The sequence below is a fragment of the Pseudomonas lurida genome, assembly GCF_002563895.1.
Taxonomy (GTDB): domain Bacteria; phylum Pseudomonadota; class Gammaproteobacteria; order Pseudomonadales; family Pseudomonadaceae; genus Aquipseudomonas; species Aquipseudomonas lurida.
The window spans coordinates 2,269,005-2,285,486 of the sequence record NZ_PDJB01000001.1; the positions used below are offsets into that span (position 1 = coordinate 2,269,005).

General features: G+C 61.0%; 19 protein-coding genes. 10 read left to right on the forward strand and 9 right to left on the reverse strand.

Annotation, left to right across the window (positions count from 1 at the left end; translation table 11 throughout):
- Nucleotides 1-2 precede the first annotated feature (2 nt).
- Nucleotides 3-1,322 (reverse strand): prephenate-dependent tRNA uridine(34) hydroxylase TrhP, encoded by a 1,320-nt coding sequence (gene trhP, locus ATH90_RS10440; RefSeq protein WP_098466204.1) that lies wholly within the window; start codon nt 1,320-1,322, stop codon nt 3-5.
- 223 nt (nt 1,323-1,545) lie between these two features.
- On the opposite strand from trhP, the gene ATH90_RS10445 reads away from it, so the two are divergent.
- The 3 genes from ATH90_RS10445 to ATH90_RS10455 all read left to right on the forward strand — a co-directional run bounded on the left by ATH90_RS10445 (nt 1,546) and on the right by ATH90_RS10455 (nt 4,215).
- On the forward strand, nt 1,546-1,809 hold the full coding sequence (locus tag ATH90_RS10445; RefSeq protein ID WP_034103637.1) for a DUF2790 domain-containing protein: 264 nt from the start codon (nt 1,546-1,548) through the stop codon (nt 1,807-1,809).
- Between the two features lie 26 nt (nt 1,810-1,835).
- Nucleotides 1,836-3,044 (forward strand): cytochrome c biogenesis protein DipZ, encoded by a 1,209-nt coding sequence (locus ATH90_RS10450; protein ID WP_098466205.1) that lies wholly within the window; start codon nt 1,836-1,838, stop codon nt 3,042-3,044.
- Nucleotides 3,045-3,147: 103 nt separating this feature from the next.
- Complete coding sequence (locus tag ATH90_RS10455) at nt 3,148-4,215, forward strand: AI-2E family transporter (protein WP_034103641.1); 1,068 nt, start codon at nt 3,148-3,150, stop codon at nt 4,213-4,215.
- A gap of 8 nt (nt 4,216-4,223) precedes the next feature.
- On the opposite strand, the gene ATH90_RS29350 is transcribed toward ATH90_RS10455, so the two are convergent.
- The 3 genes from ATH90_RS29350 to ATH90_RS10465 form a co-directional block, all read right to left on the reverse strand.
- Nucleotides 4,224-4,388: a hypothetical protein gene (locus ATH90_RS29350; protein ID WP_164403646.1), complete on the reverse strand. Its 165-nt coding sequence runs from the start codon at nt 4,386-4,388 to the stop codon at nt 4,224-4,226.
- A 91-nt stretch (nt 4,389-4,479) separates the two neighbouring features.
- Nucleotides 4,480-4,674, reverse strand: a complete 195-nt coding sequence (locus ATH90_RS10460; RefSeq protein ID WP_010211349.1) for a hypothetical protein — start codon at nt 4,672-4,674, stop codon at nt 4,480-4,482.
- Between the two features lie 232 nt (nt 4,675-4,906).
- Nucleotides 4,907-5,260, reverse strand: coding sequence for a hypothetical protein (locus ATH90_RS10465; protein ID WP_098466206.1), 354 nt, complete (start codon nt 5,258-5,260; stop codon nt 4,907-4,909).
- Nucleotides 5,261-5,416: 156 nt separating this feature from the next.
- Between ATH90_RS10465 and ATH90_RS10470 the strand changes: the two genes are divergently transcribed.
- On the forward strand, nt 5,417-6,235 hold the full coding sequence (locus ATH90_RS10470; protein ID WP_069022931.1) for a shikimate 5-dehydrogenase: 819 nt from the start codon (nt 5,417-5,419) through the stop codon (nt 6,233-6,235).
- Between the two features lie 59 nt (nt 6,236-6,294).
- Here the strand turns inward: ATH90_RS10470 and ATH90_RS10475 are convergent, their stop codons facing one another.
- Nucleotides 6,295-6,948, reverse strand: a complete 654-nt coding sequence (locus ATH90_RS10475) for a YceH family protein (RefSeq protein ID WP_034103649.1) — start codon at nt 6,946-6,948, stop codon at nt 6,295-6,297.
- Between the two features lie 117 nt (nt 6,949-7,065).
- Here ATH90_RS10475 and ATH90_RS10480 point away from each other — a divergent pair, with 117 nt between their 5' ends.
- On the forward strand, nt 7,066-7,575 hold the full coding sequence (locus tag ATH90_RS10480; RefSeq protein ID WP_034103651.1) for a DUF1993 domain-containing protein: 510 nt from the start codon (nt 7,066-7,068) through the stop codon (nt 7,573-7,575).
- Between the two features lie 63 nt (nt 7,576-7,638).
- Here the strand turns inward: ATH90_RS10480 and sstT are convergent, their stop codons facing one another.
- Nucleotides 7,639-8,859 carry a serine/threonine transporter SstT gene (gene sstT, locus ATH90_RS10485; protein ID WP_098466207.1) on the reverse strand — a complete coding sequence of 407 codons (1,221 nt, stop codon included), beginning with the start codon at nt 8,857-8,859 and terminating at the stop codon, nt 7,639-7,641.
- A gap of 227 nt (nt 8,860-9,086) precedes the next feature.
- Between sstT and ATH90_RS10490 the strand changes: the two genes are divergently transcribed.
- Complete coding sequence (locus tag ATH90_RS10490) at nt 9,087-10,244, forward strand: MFS transporter (RefSeq protein WP_034103655.1); 1,158 nt, start codon at nt 9,087-9,089, stop codon at nt 10,242-10,244.
- Between the two features lie 4 nt (nt 10,245-10,248).
- On the opposite strand, the gene nhaR is transcribed toward ATH90_RS10490, so the two are convergent.
- The gene (gene nhaR / locus ATH90_RS10495) at nt 10,249-11,151 is read right to left on the reverse strand and encodes a transcriptional activator NhaR (protein WP_069022939.1); all 903 of its coding nucleotides are present in this window, start codon (nt 11,149-11,151) and stop codon (nt 10,249-10,251) included.
- 134 nt (nt 11,152-11,285) lie between these two features.
- Here nhaR and ATH90_RS10500 point away from each other — a divergent pair, with 134 nt between their 5' ends.
- From ATH90_RS10500 to mnmH, 4 genes are all read left to right on the forward strand, one after another.
- A complete protein-coding gene (locus ATH90_RS10500) occupies nt 11,286-11,537 on the forward strand; it encodes a hypothetical protein (protein ID WP_034103659.1) in 252 nt (83 codons plus the stop codon).
- Between the two features lie 41 nt (nt 11,538-11,578).
- On the forward strand, nt 11,579-12,328 hold the full coding sequence (locus ATH90_RS10505) for a TerC family protein (RefSeq protein WP_034103661.1): 750 nt from the start codon (nt 11,579-11,581) through the stop codon (nt 12,326-12,328).
- A 94-nt stretch (nt 12,329-12,422) separates the two neighbouring features.
- Entirely contained in the window at nt 12,423-13,457 is a 1,035-nt protein-coding gene (gene selD, locus ATH90_RS10510) for a selenide, water dikinase SelD (protein WP_069022941.1), read from the forward strand.
- Entirely contained in the window at nt 13,457-14,560 is a 1,104-nt protein-coding gene (gene mnmH, locus ATH90_RS10515) for a tRNA 2-selenouridine(34) synthase MnmH (RefSeq protein ID WP_069022943.1), read from the forward strand. The genes selD and mnmH overlap by 1 nt, the downstream gene beginning before the upstream one ends.
- Here mnmH and ATH90_RS10520 read toward each other — a convergent pair.
- Together ATH90_RS10520 and ATH90_RS10525 are read right to left on the reverse strand one after the other, a co-directional pair.
- The gene (locus ATH90_RS10520) at nt 14,550-15,605 is read right to left on the reverse strand and encodes a permease (protein ID WP_034103667.1); all 1,056 of its coding nucleotides are present in this window, start codon (nt 15,603-15,605) and stop codon (nt 14,550-14,552) included. The genes mnmH and ATH90_RS10520 overlap by 11 nt on opposite strands.
- Before the next feature lie 44 nt (nt 15,606-15,649).
- The gene (locus ATH90_RS10525; RefSeq protein WP_034103669.1) at nt 15,650-16,351 is read right to left on the reverse strand and encodes a hypothetical protein; all 702 of its coding nucleotides are present in this window, start codon (nt 16,349-16,351) and stop codon (nt 15,650-15,652) included.
- Between the last annotated feature and the right edge of the window lie 131 nt (nt 16,352-16,482).

A 16,482-nucleotide genomic window follows, 5' to 3' on the forward strand; every position in this document is an offset into this window, starting at 1 on the left:
CGCTAGAGGTCGCGCATCAGCAAGCCGAAGCGCAAGTCCAGCTCGGCCGGGAGCGGCACATACACCGTGTGCCCGTCCCCTGGCGCGACGTCGACGGCCTCGCCCTTGGCGTTGTGCAGCGAGGCCAGGTCAAAGTGGAAGTTGCCAGCGGGCGTCATCAACTCCAGGTGATTGCCCACGGCAAAACGGTTCTTCACCTTGACCTCGGCCAGTTCGCCGCGACGTTCTCCGGTCAGCTCGCCGACGAATTGCTGGCGTTCCGACACCGAACTGCCGTTCTGGTAGTTCTGATATTCATCGTGCACGTGCCGGCGCAGGAAACCTTCGGTATAGCCACGCTGGGCCAGGGACTCGAGGTCGGTCATCAGGTTGCGGTCGAAGGCGCGGCCGGCCACCGCATCGTCGATGGCCTGGCGATACACCTGGGCAGTGCGCGCGCAATAGAAGTGCGATTTGGTGCGGCCTTCGATCTTCAGCGAATGCACGCCCATGTGAGTCAGGCGCTCCACATGCTGCACGGCGCGCAGGTCCTTGGCGTTCATGATGTAGGTGCCGTGCTCGTCCTCGAAGGCGGGCATCTGCTCATCGGGACGGTTGGCTTCCTGCAACAGGAACACCTGGTCGGTCGGTGCGCCGATTCCCAGGGCAGGTTCCGGCTGAAACAGCTGGACGATGTCGCCCGTGGCGTCTTCCATCGCCGGGGTCGCCTGGTATTTCCAGCGGCAGGCATTGGTGCAGGAGCCCTGGTTGGCATCGCGCTTGTTCATATAGCCCGAGAGCAGGCACCGTCCGGAATAGGCCATGCACAAGGCACCGTGCACAAACACTTCCAGTTCCATGGTCGGCACTTGCTGGCGAATCTCACCGATTTCTTCCAGGGACAATTCCCGTGACAGGATGACCCGGCAGATCCCTTGCTGTTGCCAGAACTCGACGCTGGCCCAGTTCACCGTGTTGGCCTGCACCGACAAGTGAATCGGCATCTGCGGGAAGTGCCGGCGCACCAGCATGATCAGCCCGGGATCGGACATGATCAGCGCGTCCGGGCCCATGGCGATCACCGGGGCCAGGTCCTTGAGGAAGGTCTTCAACTTGGCGTTGTGCGGGGCGATGTTGACGACCACGTAGAAACGCTCGCCCAGCACATGGGCTTCCTGAATGCCCAAGGCCAGGTTGGCGTGGTCGAACGCGTTGTTACGCACCCGCAGGCTATAGCGCGGCTGGCCGGCGTAGACCGCATCGGCACCGTAGGCGAAGGCGTAGCGCATGTTTTTCAGGGTGCCAGCGGGGGCGAGCAGTTCGGGAGCGAGCAGGGAAGGCATGGGTAGGGATCGCAAAAGGTCACGACGTTAGCCGAGCTGCAATGGCGGTTTATTGATCCACGTCGTTCTTTGGGCTTTTTGTATCGCTGTGTATCGGCAGGCAGCCTGGATACGTGTGGATTTACACGCGCGGGTTTTCGACACAGGCGCGATACCCCGGGGGCTTCTAATGGATGGCAACGAGGCACATCGCCTCCAACCTTGAAGCCTGGAGCTAAACACCATGAACACGAAAGCCGTCTACGCCGCCTGCCTGTTTGCCGCGCTGAACATCTGCACGCTGTCGGCCCGCGCCGAAGCCAGCGTCACAGCGCACGCCTACGACTACGGCACTCACCTGGATATCAAGCGTGTCGTGTCGATGAGCCAGGATTCCGTGCCTGCCTGCGGCGTGGTCAATGCGCGGATGACCTACCTGGACTCCCACGATACGCCCCAGGTGCTGGACTACCTCAAGTTTGGCGACGGTTGCATTGGCGATAACTGAGTCTTCGCGGCCATAAGGTGAACAGCATGTTATTGATCGCATTCCTGGGCGGCATCCTGACCGTCCTCAGCCCTTGTATCCTGCCGGTGGTGCCGTTTCTGTTCGCCGCCGCTGACCGAACCCGCCGCTCGATCCTGCTGGCCCTTGGCGGCCTGGCCCTGACCTTCGCGCTGGTGTCCAGCCTGGCGGTGGTCAGCAGTGAGTGGGTGGTCCAGGCCAGTAACACCGGCCGCCACGTGGCACTGATCGTGATGGTGCTGTTTGCGCTGTCGTTGATCTCTGCGCGGGTCGGCGGCTGGCTGGCCCGCCCGTTCGTGGTGCTGGGCAACCGCATCGATCCGGACCGCCGCACGCTGTCCGGGCCACTCAGGGCGCTGTTGATCGGCGTCGCCACCGGCCTGTTGTGGGCCCCGTGCGCCGGGCCGATCCTGGGAGTGATCCTCACCGGCGCGATGTTGCAAGGTGCCAATGCGCACACCAGCCTGTTGCTGGTGGCCTATGGGCTGGGCAGTGCATTGTCCCTGGGCACCTTGATGTTTGCCGGGCGCGGCCTGGTCAATCGACTCAAGGCGTCAATCCCGGTCACCGGTTGGCTGCGCCGTGGGGCAGGGGTGGCGGTGTTGGCGGCGGCGGTGGTGATTTCCAGCGGCGCCGACAAAACCCTGCTGGCCGGTACGTCGTCCGAAGGCCTCAGTAGCCTGGAGAAAGGCGTGCTCGAAACGGTCCCCAAAGTGGTGGACTACGTGGTAAGCAAGGTCAAGGCCGATCCCGAACGGGCCAACACGCAGGGTGCCATGCCGCCACTGGCGGGTGCAGTCGAGTGGCTCAATTCACCCGAACTCACCCGCGAATCCTTGAAAGGCAAAGTGGTCTTGGTCGACTTCTGGACCTACGACTGCATTAATTGCCAGCACACTTTGCCATACGTCAAAGCGTGGGCGAAAAAGTACGAAAAGGACGGGCTGGTAGTGATCGGCGTGCATACCCCGGAATACGGCTACGAGCGCATCATTGGCAACGTCAAGGACCAGGTGCGCAAGCTGGGCATCACCTACCCTGTGGCCATCGACAACAACTACGCGATCTGGCGCAGCTTCGACAACCAGTACTGGCCTGCCCATTACCTGATCGACGCCAGCGGGCAAGTGCGTTACACGCATTTTGGCGAAGGTCGTTATGAGGCTCAGGAGCAAATGATCCAGACCTTGCTGGATGAGGCCAAAGCCCCCAAGTGAAGCGGTCTATGCTTGTTCGATAAACGAGGGCACTCCCAGGTTTCGCTGCGGACTAAGCAACAGGGCCTACAAGGGCCCGATGCTTTTCTGACATGGACCGGACATGAATCAAACCAACCTGCAATTCAAAACCCTGCTGTTACTGCTGGGCCTGGTAACCGTCGCTTTCATTTGGATACTGCTGCCGTTCTACGGCGCAGTGTTCTGGGCGGTCATCCTCGGCATCATCTTTGCCCCGATGCAGCGTCGCCTGCAGCAACGCTTTGGCTGGAACCGCAATTTCACTTCCCTGGCGACCTTGTCGGCTTGCCTGATCATCGCGATCTTGCCGGTGATTATCACCAGCGCCTTGCTGGTCCAAGAGGGTGCGACGCTCTACAAGAACATCGAGAGCGGCAAGCTGGATGTGGCCGGTTATATCGAGCAGTTCAAGAACGTGCTGCCGCCCTACTTCCAGCACCTGCTGGACCGCTTTGGCATGGGCAACCTGGAAGGCTTGCGGGAGAACATCGTCAAGAGTGCGATGCAGGGCAGCCAGTTCTTCGCGACCCAGGCGTTCAGCTTCGGGCAGGGCACGTTTGATTTCCTGGTGAGCTTTTTCATCATGCTGTATTTGCTGTTTTTCCTGCTGCGCGACGGCCCGGAGCTGGTGCGCAAGGTGCGCACGGCAGTGCCCTTGGCCGAGCCGCAGAAGCGCCGGTTGCAACTCAAGTTCAATCGGGTGGTGCGTGCCACGGTCAAGGGCAACGTACTGGTGGCCGTGACCCAGGGTGCGCTGGGTGGGTTGATCTTCTGGTTCCTGGATATCCCCAGTGCGTTGCTCTGGGCGGTGCTGATGGCGTTTCTGTCGTTGCTGCCAGCGGTGGGCGCGGGGATCGTATGGGGGCCGGTGGCCGCGTACTTCCTGTTGAGCGGCTCGATCTGGCAGGGCGTGGTGCTGGCGCTGTTCGGCGTGTTTGTGATCGGCCTGGTGGACAACGTGCTGCGCCCGATTCTGGTGGGCAAGGACACCAAAATGCCGGACTACCTGATCCTGATCTCGACCCTGGGCGGTCTGTCAGTGTTTGGCCTGAACGGCTTTGTGATCGGGCCGCTGGTGGCGGCGTTGTTCATGTCGAGTTGGGCGTTGTTCGTGGAGAGCAAGCCGCGAGTCAAGTTGCCATTACCTTAGAAGCCGCTTCACGCTTCAAGCTTCAGGCTTGCAGCGGCTTCACGGCTGCTTTTAAAAGGGCCGCTGATGGCTTCGCCATCGCGAACCAGGTACCAGCAGGCGAGTAATCCCGACGCTCGAAGAGCGGCGGGGACGGCGCTGCCAATGACGGACATGATCTGAACAGTGGGCATAAGGACCTCCAATCGCTATGGAGGTCACCTTACGGGTCTGGACGGCTAAGGAAAAATCACCTGGCTCGATAGTCGACATCGACGCGAGACGTCAGTCCACGACCTGATCGAGCATGTTCACCACTTCCTGCTCGCTGAGCAGGCCTTTGCGCACCAGGTTTTCTGCCAGCAACGCAAGGAATTTGGCGCTGCGGTGTCCCTCCAGGTGCTTGAGCTCCGTGAGGGCACTGTAGACCTTGCTGGACGTACAGAGGCCAGCGGTGCGGTGCGGGTTTTGCGTGGGCATGGTCAGTCGTCCTTGTTGTTATTGGGTGGACAGGCTCGATAGTGGGAGTGTGTCGTGACACAAACATGACAGCGTAAGGCCAGGTCGAGCAAGTAGACATTGGTGTCGATGATGTGCGATTTGGCCTCGAACATTGTCCTCAGAGCGACCTTGGCAGCCTGAATCCGGACTTTTCACGCAAAAAAAGGCCCCGCTGTCGGGCGAGGCCTGTTTTCGAGGTGACGATTGCCGGTTACCAGCCGCGGCGATAATAGCCGTGGGGAGGGCCATAGTAGCCACGGGGTGCGCCGTAATAGACCGGCGCCGGGCGGTAGTAAACCTGTTCTTGCACATACACCGGAGGTGGCGGTGCGTAGTAGACCGGTGGCGGCGCTGCATAGACCGGCTGCGGTTGCACATACACCGGCTGCTGCACGTAGACCTCGCGCGGTTGGCTGGCAACGACGGAGCCTACGACTGCTGCGCCGACTAAAGCACCCAATACAGCCGGGCCACCCCAACCACCACCGTGGGCGGAGGCTTGGCCTGCCATAGCGAGTGCGCCAACAAGCAAGGCGATCTTGGGGATTGTACGAATCATGGTCATTCCTCGGTTAGCCCCAGCGCTTGTGGTCTGCAATCAATAGACTCAAGTAATGTCGCGGGGATACTTTTAAGACAACGTATTTCTGAAAAACAGCACAGCCGCTAGGTAAAGGTTGTGTAAGGTCTGTACCGATTTGCTTACTCAAAGGAGTTACCCATGCAGATGCACCCCAACAAGGACACCCGGCTGTGCATGTCATTGTCGGCGCGCCCCGGGAATTTTGGCTTGCGTTTTCATAACCACCTGTACGAACAGCTGGGTCTGAACTTCTACTATAAAGCCTTCAGTAGCCAGGATTTGCCCGGCGCGATCGGCGGTATCCGGGCGCTGGGCGTGCGGGGGTGCGGGGTTTCCATGCCGTTCAAGGAGGCCGCTATTGCCTTGGTGGATGAGCTCGACGATTCGGTTCAAGCCATCGACTCCCTGAACACCATCGTTAACACCGACGGGCACCTCAAGGCCTACAACACCGACTACATCGCGATCGAGCAGTTACTGAAAAAGCATGCCGTGCCGAAAGCATCGACCTTTGCCCTACGAGGCAGCGGTGGCATGGCGAAGGCCGTGGCCAGTGCCTTGCGCGATGGCGGTTACGCCAATGGCGTGATCGTGGCGCGCAACGAGACGGCGGGCCGGGCGTTGGCGCGAAACCTGGGCTATCAGTGGCAGGCCGAGTTGGGCGACTTGCGCCCGCAGATGCTGATCAACGTAACACCCATCGGCATGACCGGCGGCGCCGAGGCGGATGCACTGGCATTTGACGCCGAAGCCGTGGATGCTGCAGAGACCGTGTTCGATGTAGTGGCGATCCCCGCCGAAACGCCATTGATCGTGCGCGGGCGGGCCAAGGGCAAGCGGGTGATTACCGGGCTGGAAGTGATCGCGATCCAGGCGCTGGAGCAGTTTGTGCTCTATACCGGTGTGCGACCGACGCAGGAGCAGTTCGAAAAAGCCGTGGCATTTGCACGCCACTGAAGAATACGAAACATCCGATGTGGGAGCAGGCAAGCCCGCGCCCACATTTTTGGATCGCGTCAGGCCTGTTCCAGCTGTGCCAGCCGCTCTTCCAGCGCCGCAATCCGTGCTTCCAGCTCTTCGATGCGTTCTACAGACACGCCACTGACAGCCCCACGCTCCACCGGGCTCCCTCGCGCCGCGATAATTGCCTCGATCTCTGCCGGATCTCCCAGTGCGTGGGTGTAGCGATCTTCCCGCTGTCCCGCCTGACGCGGCACCAACAGTGCCAGCCCGCGGGCAATCAGGCGCTCGAGCTGGTGCACCACCTGCTCGGCATCTTCGAAGTCATGCATGCGCCCGCTGCGGGTGAGCAACTCATTGACGGTCTGCGGCCCGCGTAAAAACAGTAGCCCGGTCAGGATCACCTGGGCCGGCACCAGTTCCAGCGCCTTGTCCACACGATGCTCCCAGCGGTCGGCACGGCTGCCCATTACCAGGCGGGTGAAACCCTGGCCCTCGAGCACACGCAGGCTCTGGCCGACCTGGCCCTGGCTGAGGTTCATCACCGGTTCGCGGCTGGTTTTCTGGTTGCAGGCCAGGACCAGGGCGTTGAGCGTCAGGGGGTAGGTTTCCGGGTTGGTCGCCTGTTTTTCGATCAGGCAGCCCAGGATGCGGATTTCCGTGCTGTTCAGGCGCGGCTCAGGGGTGTCGGTGTCGTGCTCGGCGGTCATCGCGCTTTCCCTATGCATTGAAGGTCCTTAGCGTAATCCCGAAAAAATAAAAGACAAGCGCCCGGCATGCCTATAATCGTCGCTGGTTCAAACCGTGCCATTACCCATGAGACTGCCATGACTATTTCCCTGTACGCCGCTTCCATCCCGGTCTTCAAGCAAATGCTCACCGCCCTGAGCGGCGTGTTGACCAAGGCCGAAGCCCACGCAACCGCCAAGAACATCGAGCCGAACGCCTTGCTGCAAGCGCGCCTGTTCCCGGACATGTTCCCACTGGTGCGCCAGGTGCAGATCGCCGTCGATTTCGCCAAGGGCGTTTCCGCGCGCCTGGCCGAGATCGAAGTGCCGAAATATGAAGACACCGAAGTCACCTTCGCTGACCTGCAAGCGCTGATCGCCAAGGTGCTGGCGTTTATCGACACCCTCCAGCCTGAACAAATCGACGGCAAGGAAGGCATCGAGATCGTCACCCGTCCTGGCACGCCGAAAGAGAAGCGCTTCAGCGGCCAGTCCTATCTGCTGACCTACGGTCTGCCGCAGTTCTTCTTCCACGTCACCACGGCTTACGCTTTGCTGCGCCACAACGGCGTGGAAGTGGGCAAGCGTGACTACATGGGCGCTTTCTAAGCACGCATAAAAAAACCGGGGCGGTTCATACACGAGCCGCCCCGGTTTTTTTGTGCGCGACTGTTAAGCCGGCTGCTGTTCCTTGCCCAGGCACGCGGCCGCGGTGAACAGCACATCGGTGGACGAATTGAGCGCGGTTTCGGCCGAGTCCTGCAGCACGCCGATGATGAAACCGACAGCCACCACCTGCATCGCAATGTCGCTGGGGATGCCAAACAGGCTGCACGCCAGGGGAATGAGCAGCAGCGAACCACCCGCCACGCCAGAGGCGCCACAGGCACAGATGGCGGCGACCACACTGAGCAGCACCGCAGTCGGCAGGTCGACGGCGATACCCACGGTGTGCACGGCGGCCAGGGTCAGGACTGTGATGGTAATCGCGGCACCCGCCATGTTGATGGTGGCACCGAGGGGGATCGACACCGAGTAGGTGTCTTCATGCAGGCCCAGGCGTTTGCTAAGCGCCAGGTTGACCGGAATGTTCGCGGCCGAGCTGCGGGTGAAAAACGCGGTGATCCCGCTCTCACGCAGGCACATCAGCACCAGTGGGTACGGATTGCGGCGCAGTTTCCAGAACACGATGGCCGGGTTGATCACCAGCGCCACGAACAGCATGCAGCCGATCAGCACCACCAACAGGTGGGCGTAGCCGAGCAGGGCGCCGAAGCCGGAGGTGGCCAGGGTCGAGGCCACCAGGCCGAAGATGCCCAGCGGGGCGAAGCGGATCACCACGCGCACGATCAACGTGACGCCATTGGACAGATCGTCGAGCACGGTGCGGGTGGTTTCCCCAGCATGACGGATGGCAATCCCCATGCCGATGGCCCAGGCCAGGATGCCAATGAAGTTGGCATTCATCAGCGCGCTGACGGGGTTGTCCACCACGCTCAGCAACAGGCTTTGCAACACCTCGCCAATGCCGCCCGGCGCGCTGACCGTTGCGTCATGGGTCGCCAGTACCAGTGAGGAGGGGAACCACATGCTGGCAATCACCGCGACCACGGCTGCAGCAAAGGTGCCCAGCAGATACAGGAACAAAATCGGCTTGATGTGGGTTTCCTGGCCATGCTTATGGTTGGCGATCGACGCCATCACCAGCACAAACACCAGGATCGGTGCCACGGCCTTGAGTGCCGTGACAAAGACCTTGCCGATAAAACCGGTGGCCTTGGCCGCCTCGGGCAGCAGCAGGGCCAGCAGAATGCCGGCGATCAAACCGATGACGATTTGTGTGACCAGGCTGACGCGCGCTAGTCGATGCAGGAGGGAAGGGGCAGCAGTCATAAACACTTGTCTCTAGTTTTTGGAGGCACAGCGGCACAGGCGGAAAGGGCTGTAGGACGCGGATCGCGAAGTCTAGCATGCTGAAGGGCACCTCCCTGGCGGTGCGGCATTGCGTCGCCACGTACCCAAGCTTTCGCAAAATCCTGTTAAGATTCTGTCCTCTCATTTTTCCTATCCTTCAGCGAGCCCCCAGGGCAGTCGTTGATGTCGTCGTTTCTGGAGTTTTCATGTTGTTTCCCATCCTGCTGCTGTCGGCCGCCGGCTTTACCGTGCTGACCACAGAATTCGTCATCGTCGGCCTGCTGCCGTCCATTGCCCGTGATTTACACGTCAGCGTGTCCCAGGCCGGGCTGTTGGTGACATTGTTCGCGTTTACCGTGGCGGCTTTTGGCCCATTTCTCACGGCCTACTGCGCGCGTTTCCCACGCAAGCGGCTGTTTATCAGCATCTTGATCATGTTCGGCGTGGCCAATACTGTGGCGGCACTGGCACCGAACATTTGGGTGATGGCGTTGGCTCGGTTGATCCCGGCCCTTGGCCTGCCGGTGTTCTGGGCCTTGGCCAGTGAAACGGCGGTGGACATCGTCGGCCCCGAATACGCCGGGCGCGCTATTGAAAAGATCGGCTTCGGTATCGTCTGCGCCACGGTGTTCGGCATTCCGGTGGGCACGCTGATTTCCGATATGTTCGGCTGGCGTACCGCGTTTGCCATCCTCGCGGTCGTGGCGGTGGCCAAGGCCTTGCTGCTGTTTATCTACTTGCCGGTGACAAAACCGAAGAACAATGAAGTGACGTTGCGCGCGCAGTTCAAGATCCTGCGCAACCCGCTGATGCAGGGCCATATTTTGCTGTCGATCCTGGTGTTCAGTGGCATGTTCACGGCGTACACCTACCTGGCGGACATCCTTGAGCGCCTCGCCGGTTTCGACGGCACGCTGGTGGGCTGGTGCCTGATGGGCTTCGGCGCGGTCGGGTTGATTGGCAATTCGCTGGGTGGGCGTGCGGTGGATCGCCACCCGTTGATCGCCTCCATGGTGTTCTGCGGCTTCATGATCGCCGGCATGGTCGCGCTGGTGCCGGCGATTCACTCCACCGTGGGCCTGGCGGCGGCGATGGCCGTGTGGGGCGTGACCCAGGCAGCGATGTTTCTGGTCAGCCATGTGCGCTTGATGAAGGCCGCGCCCCACGCGCCTGCGTTTGCCGCGTCGCTGAATATCGCCGGGGCCAACCTGGGGATCGGCCTGGGCGCCATGGTAGGTGGCCATGTGATCGATACCCTCGGCCTGGGCAGCCTGGGCTTTGCGGCTTCCGGGTTTATCCTGGTGTCGATCCTGCTGGCGTTGTGGCTGATGACCGCCAAGCAACCAGTCGCCTCCAACGCCTGAATAGTCAGGGCAGGGTGGTGAACAGCTCCCGCCGGGCACCTTCGGTAATCGCCACGATGCCGGGGTGCTTGACCTTGCGTTCCACCGAAATCGCGTAGAACGACTCAGTCACGGCCACGGTCTGGCCAATCAGCGCCACGCCGTACTGGCGCACCACCTCATCGGCGATCACGCTGGGGGCGATAAAGATCCCGCTACCGGATTGACCAAACGCCTGCATCAAGGCGCTGTCATCGAATTCGCCGATGATCTTCGGCTGAATCTGCTGCTCGGCAAACCAGCGCTGCAGGCGACTGCGCACAACGGTTTCCGCCCCCGGAATCAACAGTGGCGCGCCGTGCAGGCAGTGCGGGAAATCACCACCGTATGCGTCAGCCAGGGCCTGGGTGGCGAAAAAGCTGATGCCACATTCGCCCAGTTTCTGGCTGTAGCCCTTGATGTCCAGGTGCGTGGGCATCGGGCTGTCGGAAATCACCAAGTCCAGTCGCTGGATCGCCAGGTCGGCGAGCAGGCGTTCGAGTTTGTCTTCGCGGCAGGTAATGCGGATGGGCTCACTCAACTCCATGGTCGGCGCGATCAGCCGGTAGACGATGGACTTGGGCACCACGTCCGCCACCCCGACACGGAACAGGATCTGCTGCTCATCAGGCTGCGCGCGCAGCATGGCCTCCAATTCATTACCGGTCTGGAACATTTGTTCGGCGTAGGGCAGGGCCTGGCGCCCGGCTTCGGTCAGTTCAAGCTGGCGCCCGACGCGCTGAAACAGGGCGATGCCATAGGTCTCCTCCAGCAGGCTGATCTGCCCGCTGATAGTCTGGGGCGTGAGGTTGAGCTGCTCACAGGCGCGCACGATGCTGCCGGTCTTGGCCACCACCCAAAAGTAGTGCAGTTGTCGGTAATTGAGCATGGCACCCATCACTTCGTAAAAACCGAAGTATACGCGAGAAAAATACGAATTTTCCTGAACTGTTCGCCTGCATAGAATGCCTCGCTATCGCGGGGCCACTATTTGGACCCAATGGTTCTAACGAGGAAGACATCATGAAACTCAATTCCCTGGGCGCGGCGTCGTTACTTGCGCTTTCATTGGTAGTGATCAGCGGTTGCGATCAGGTCGAGAAAAGCGCGCAGCAGGTGCTGGGCAAAGCCACCGAGTCGGCCAAGCAAGCGATCGATGACACCCACAAAGCCGCCGAGCAGGCATTGAGCGAAGCCACAAATGGCCTGATCACTCCGCAGAAGAAGGATGATCAGCAAGAGAAAGAAGCAGAATCGAACAGCAAAGAAGCGTAATTACCCGCACCTAATTTCCCGTACAACGTCAGGACTGACCTATGGACTACCTTTTACAACTGGCCGCCAGCCCCACCGCCTGGATTGCCCTGGCTACCCTGATCGTCATGGAGATCGTGCTGGGCATCGATAACCTGATCTTCATTTCGATCCTTACCAACAAATTGCCGGAGAAGCACCGGGCCAAGGCGCGGCGCATCGGTATCAGCATGGCGTTGGTACTGCGCCTGGGCCTGCTCAGCACCATCGCGTTCATCGTCCAGCTGACGACGCCGGTGTTCGAAGTGTTTGGCCAGGCGTTTTCGTGGAAGGACATGATCCTGATCGCCGGTGGCCTGTTCCTGGTGTGGAAGGCAACCACCGAGATCCATCACAGCATGGACCCGGAGCCCGAGGAGAAGGCCAGCGTCGGCAATACGGTAGCCATCGGCTTTGCTGCGGCTATCGGGCAGATCCTGTTGCTTGACCTGGTGTTTTCCATCGACAGCATCATCACCGCCGTGGGCATGACCGAGCACTTGCCGATCATGATCATCGCCGTAGTGACCTCGGTGATCGTGATGCTGGTGGCGGCCGAGCCGTTGGCCAAGTTCATCAACGACAACCCGACCGTGGTGATGCTGGCCCTGGGCTTCCTGATCATGATCGGCATGACGTTGATCGCCGAAGGCTTCGGCGCCCATGTGCCTAAAGGCTACGTGTACGCGGCCATGGCGTTCTCGGCGGCTATCGAATGCTTGAACATTGCCCGTCGCAACCGCCACAAGCGTTTGCTCGCTGCCCGGCAATAACGGCTGAAACCAAAAGGCCGGCTGCGCACACAAGTGCTCAGCCGGCCTTTTGCTGTCTGTTAGAATTCGTGCACTTGATAGCGTGAGGTCCTACATGAACGAGCCGATTCGTCTTACCCAATACAGCCATGGCGCGGGATGTGGCTGCAAAATATCGCCCCAGGTATTGGAAGTGATCCTCGCCGGCAGTGGCGCACAGAACCTCGACCCCAACCTGTGGGTGGGCAATGCTTCACGCGATGACGCAGCGGTGTATGCCATTGACGACGAACGCGGTGTGGTCTCCACCACGGACTTTTTCATGCCGATTGTCGATGACCCCTTCGATTTCGGCCGGATTGCCGCCACCAACGCGATCAGCGATATCTATGCCATGGGCGGTGACCCGCTGATGGCGATCGCCATTCTCGGCTGGCCGGTAAACGTACTGGCGCCGGAGATTGCCCGAGAGGTGATCCGTGGTGGCCGTTCGGTGTGCGACGAAGCCGGTATTCCCCTGGCGGGCGGCCACTCCATCGACGCCCCGGAGCCGATCTTCGGGCTGGCCGTGACCGGCATCGTGCAAAAGCGCCACATGAAACGCAACGATACCGCCACGGTTGGTTGCCGGTTGTACCTCACTAAGCCCATAGGCATCGGCATCCTCACCACCGCTGAGAAGAAGGGCAAGTTGCGTGAGGTGGACATCGGCCTGGCTCGTGACTGGATGTGTACCCTGAACAAGCCTGGCAGCCGTTTCGGCAAATTGGCGGGTGTCACGGCCATGACCGACGTCACCGGCTTCGGCCTCTTGGGCCATCTGGTGGAAATGGCTGCTGGCAGCGGTGTGTCGGCACGTATCGAATACGCGAGCGTTCCACGCCTGCCGGGGATCGAGGACTACTTGGACCAAGGCTGCATGCCAGGTGGCACCCTGCGTAACTTCGACAGTTACTCAAGCAAGCTCGGGCGCCTGCAGGAGTTGCACAAGCGTGTGCTGTGCGATCCGCAGACCAGCGGCGGCCTGTTGATCGCGGTGACCCCCGAAGGCGATGCCGAGTTCCAGGCCGTGGCGGCCGAACTGGGCCTGAGCCTTGAGCCTATTGGTGAGCTGGTCGAGCGACAGACCCACGCGGTAGAGGTGTTTTGATGACGCCGGACATCACCGATTACCGCGACATTTTCCTCAATGACCGGCCGATGATGGATACCCGCGCGCCGGTCGAGTTCGCGAAAGGCGCCTTTCCGGGTGTGATCAACCTGCCACTGATGACCGATGACGAGCGTCAGAGGGTCGGCACCTGCTACAAGCAGCAAGGCCAGCAGGCGGCAATCGTGCTGGGGCACGAGCTGGTGTCGGGGCGGATCAAGGCCGAGCGCATCGAACAGTGGGCGCGGTTCGCCCAGGCGAATCAGGAGGGTTACCTGTATTGCTTTCGCGGCGGTTTGCGTTCGCAGATCGTTCAGCAATGGCTGAAGACGGAGGCGGGCATCGATTACCCGCGAGTCGGTGGCGGATACAAAGCCATGCGCACCTTTTTGCTGGAGACTGTCGAGCAAGCTGCCACGCAGTGTGACTTCGTGTTGCTGGGCGGTATGACCGGCACCGGCAAGACCGAAGTGCTCGGCCATTTAAACAATGCCCTGGACCTGGAGGGTCATGCCAACCATCGCGGTTCCAGCTTTGGCAAGCGCGCCACGGCGCAGCCGTCCAACATCGACTTCGAAAACCGCCTGGCGATAGACCTGCTGAAAAAGCGCGCGAAAGGCATCGAACAGTTCGTGGTCGAGGACGAAAGCCGCATGATTGGCAGTTGTGCATTACCGTTGCCGTTGCACAAAGGCATGCAGGCCTTCCCCATGGTGTGGCTGGAGGACAGCGTTGAAGGGCGGGTCGAGCGTATCCTGCGTGACTACGTGGTGGACCTGTGTGCCGAGTTCATCGAGGCATTTGGCGAGCAGGGCCATGCAGTGTTTGCCGAGCGCCTGACCCAGAGCCTGTCCAACATCCACAAACGCTTGGGCGGTGAACGTTTCCAGAGACTTCAGGCGGTTATGCAGGATGCGCTGGCGGAACAGGCGCGCACCGGCGCAGTGGATTTGCACCGGGTGTGGATCGAAGGGCTGTTGCGCGAGTATTACGACCCGATGTACGCCTTCCAGCGTGAAAGCAAAGGCGCACGGATCGAGTTTGCAGGAGAGCAAGGGGCGGTGGTGGCGTATCTGCGCGAGCGTTTGCTGGCTAGAGGATAGCCGATCCGATCAGCCCGCAAAGCACCCCCACCAGCATGGTCAACCCAGCCACCGTCACCAGCACGCGCGTATCGAAATCCTTGCGCAGCATCAGCAGTGACGGCAGGCTTACGCTGGGCAGGGTCATCAGCAGGGCCACCGCGGGTCCAGTGCCCATGCCCAGTGCCATCATGGTCTGGACGATAGGGATCTCCGCGGCCGTTGGAATCACGAACAGCGTGCCGACAATCGCCAGTGGCACCAGCCATATCAGGCTGCTGGCCATGGCGCCATCCACATGCGGGAACAGCCAGACCCGTGCCGCGCCCAATATCAGCACCGCCAGGATGTAGATCGGGATGGTGTTCCAGAACAGCTGCCACAGGGTACGCAACCAGCGGCTGAGGAACGGTTGCGACTCGCCCGCGCTGACCTCTGCCACGGCGCCCAGTGCGGCTTGCGGCAGCTGGTCTGGCCGCGCAATGCGCTGTGCCACCAGGGACACGCCCACCACCAGCACCACGCCTGCTACCAGGCGCAACGCGGTAAAGCCCCAGCCGAGCACAAAGCCCATGAACACCAGGGTGGCAGGGTTGAGCACCGGGTTGGCGATCCAAAATGCCAGCGCCGCGCCCACTGACACCTGTTGGCGCCGCATGCCCGCAGCGACGGGGGCCGCACAACAACTGCACATCATCCCAGGCAGGGCGAACAGCCCGCCGCGCAAGGTCGATCCCAACCCTGCACGGCCAAACAGGCGCAGCAGCCAGTCGCGGGGGATCAGTACTTGCAGGAGTGAGCCAAGGACCACCGCCAGCACGGCCGCCTTCCAGATCGCCAGGAAATACACCTGGGCATAGGCCAGCGCGGCGGCCAGTGGCGCGCTTTGCTGATCGTTGAGAATCGAGGCGCCAATGCTGTGGCTGTCGGCGGCAACGAAGGCCTTGAGGTAGTAGGGCGACCATTTCACATAGTAGAGGCCCACGCAGGCGACCAGCAGGAATAGCGCAGGTTTCCACCAGAAAGACCAGCCCCTGTCAGGCTTGGAGGAGGTGAGATTGGGCATGGTGATGATCCGCAGGTGAGTCAGTAGCGGCGCATCATACGCTGTCAGCTGTCGGCACTCACCTGTGTCGGTTCCGGGCAGCTTTGGTCGCCATCGTTCAAGCCTTGCTTGTAGTTGCGGCTCAGCAGGGAAGCCTTGCCGTTGTGCCAGGTCAGCGTCAGTACATACAGGGTGTCGTAGTCACTGCCGGACCAGTCGTCGGTGATGGTGTGCTTTTCGCCCGAGGCTTCACTGGCCACCTTGTTGATCAACTCCGGCAGGTAGCCGTGGGACCAGGCGGTGTAGATGATGGCGTTGTGATACTTGTCTTCCACCAGTTCATCGGCGAGGGCGCTGGTGTCATTCGCGGAAAACTTGATGTTCACCGGCAGGCCCAGCTTGATCGCGCTGGGGCTGATGGTCATCAGCGGTCGAATGTAGCTGTAGGAATTGTCCAGCTCACCTTCCTCCACATTGCGTGTCGGGTTGGCGGCGAAGACGAAATTGGCCTTGCCGAATTTTTCCGGCAATACCGTCGCCAGGTTCATCGCACGGTTGAGGCCCTGGCAATTGAGTTGTCCCAGGCCGCCGGCGGGTTTTTCACCATGGCGCAGGAACACGAGGGTTTGCACGCCGTCCACCTGGTCGGCGCTGCTGACGCGCGACTCCAGGGTCAGGCCGAGAGCGCCGCCGACTAATAACAGCGGCAACATGATGTATGAATATCGCTTCAGGCGCAGCGCAAGGCACAGAGGCTTGATTGTCATGGGTGTCGAGTCTTCAGTGCATCGGATTAAGGCGGACAAGCCCGGCCCCAGTGACGCATCCGGCGTCCTGCGGTTTTCCCTGTCGATAGAGCGAGGCGCCTCCATTCACCGTACGAGCGCACTTGAGAGTG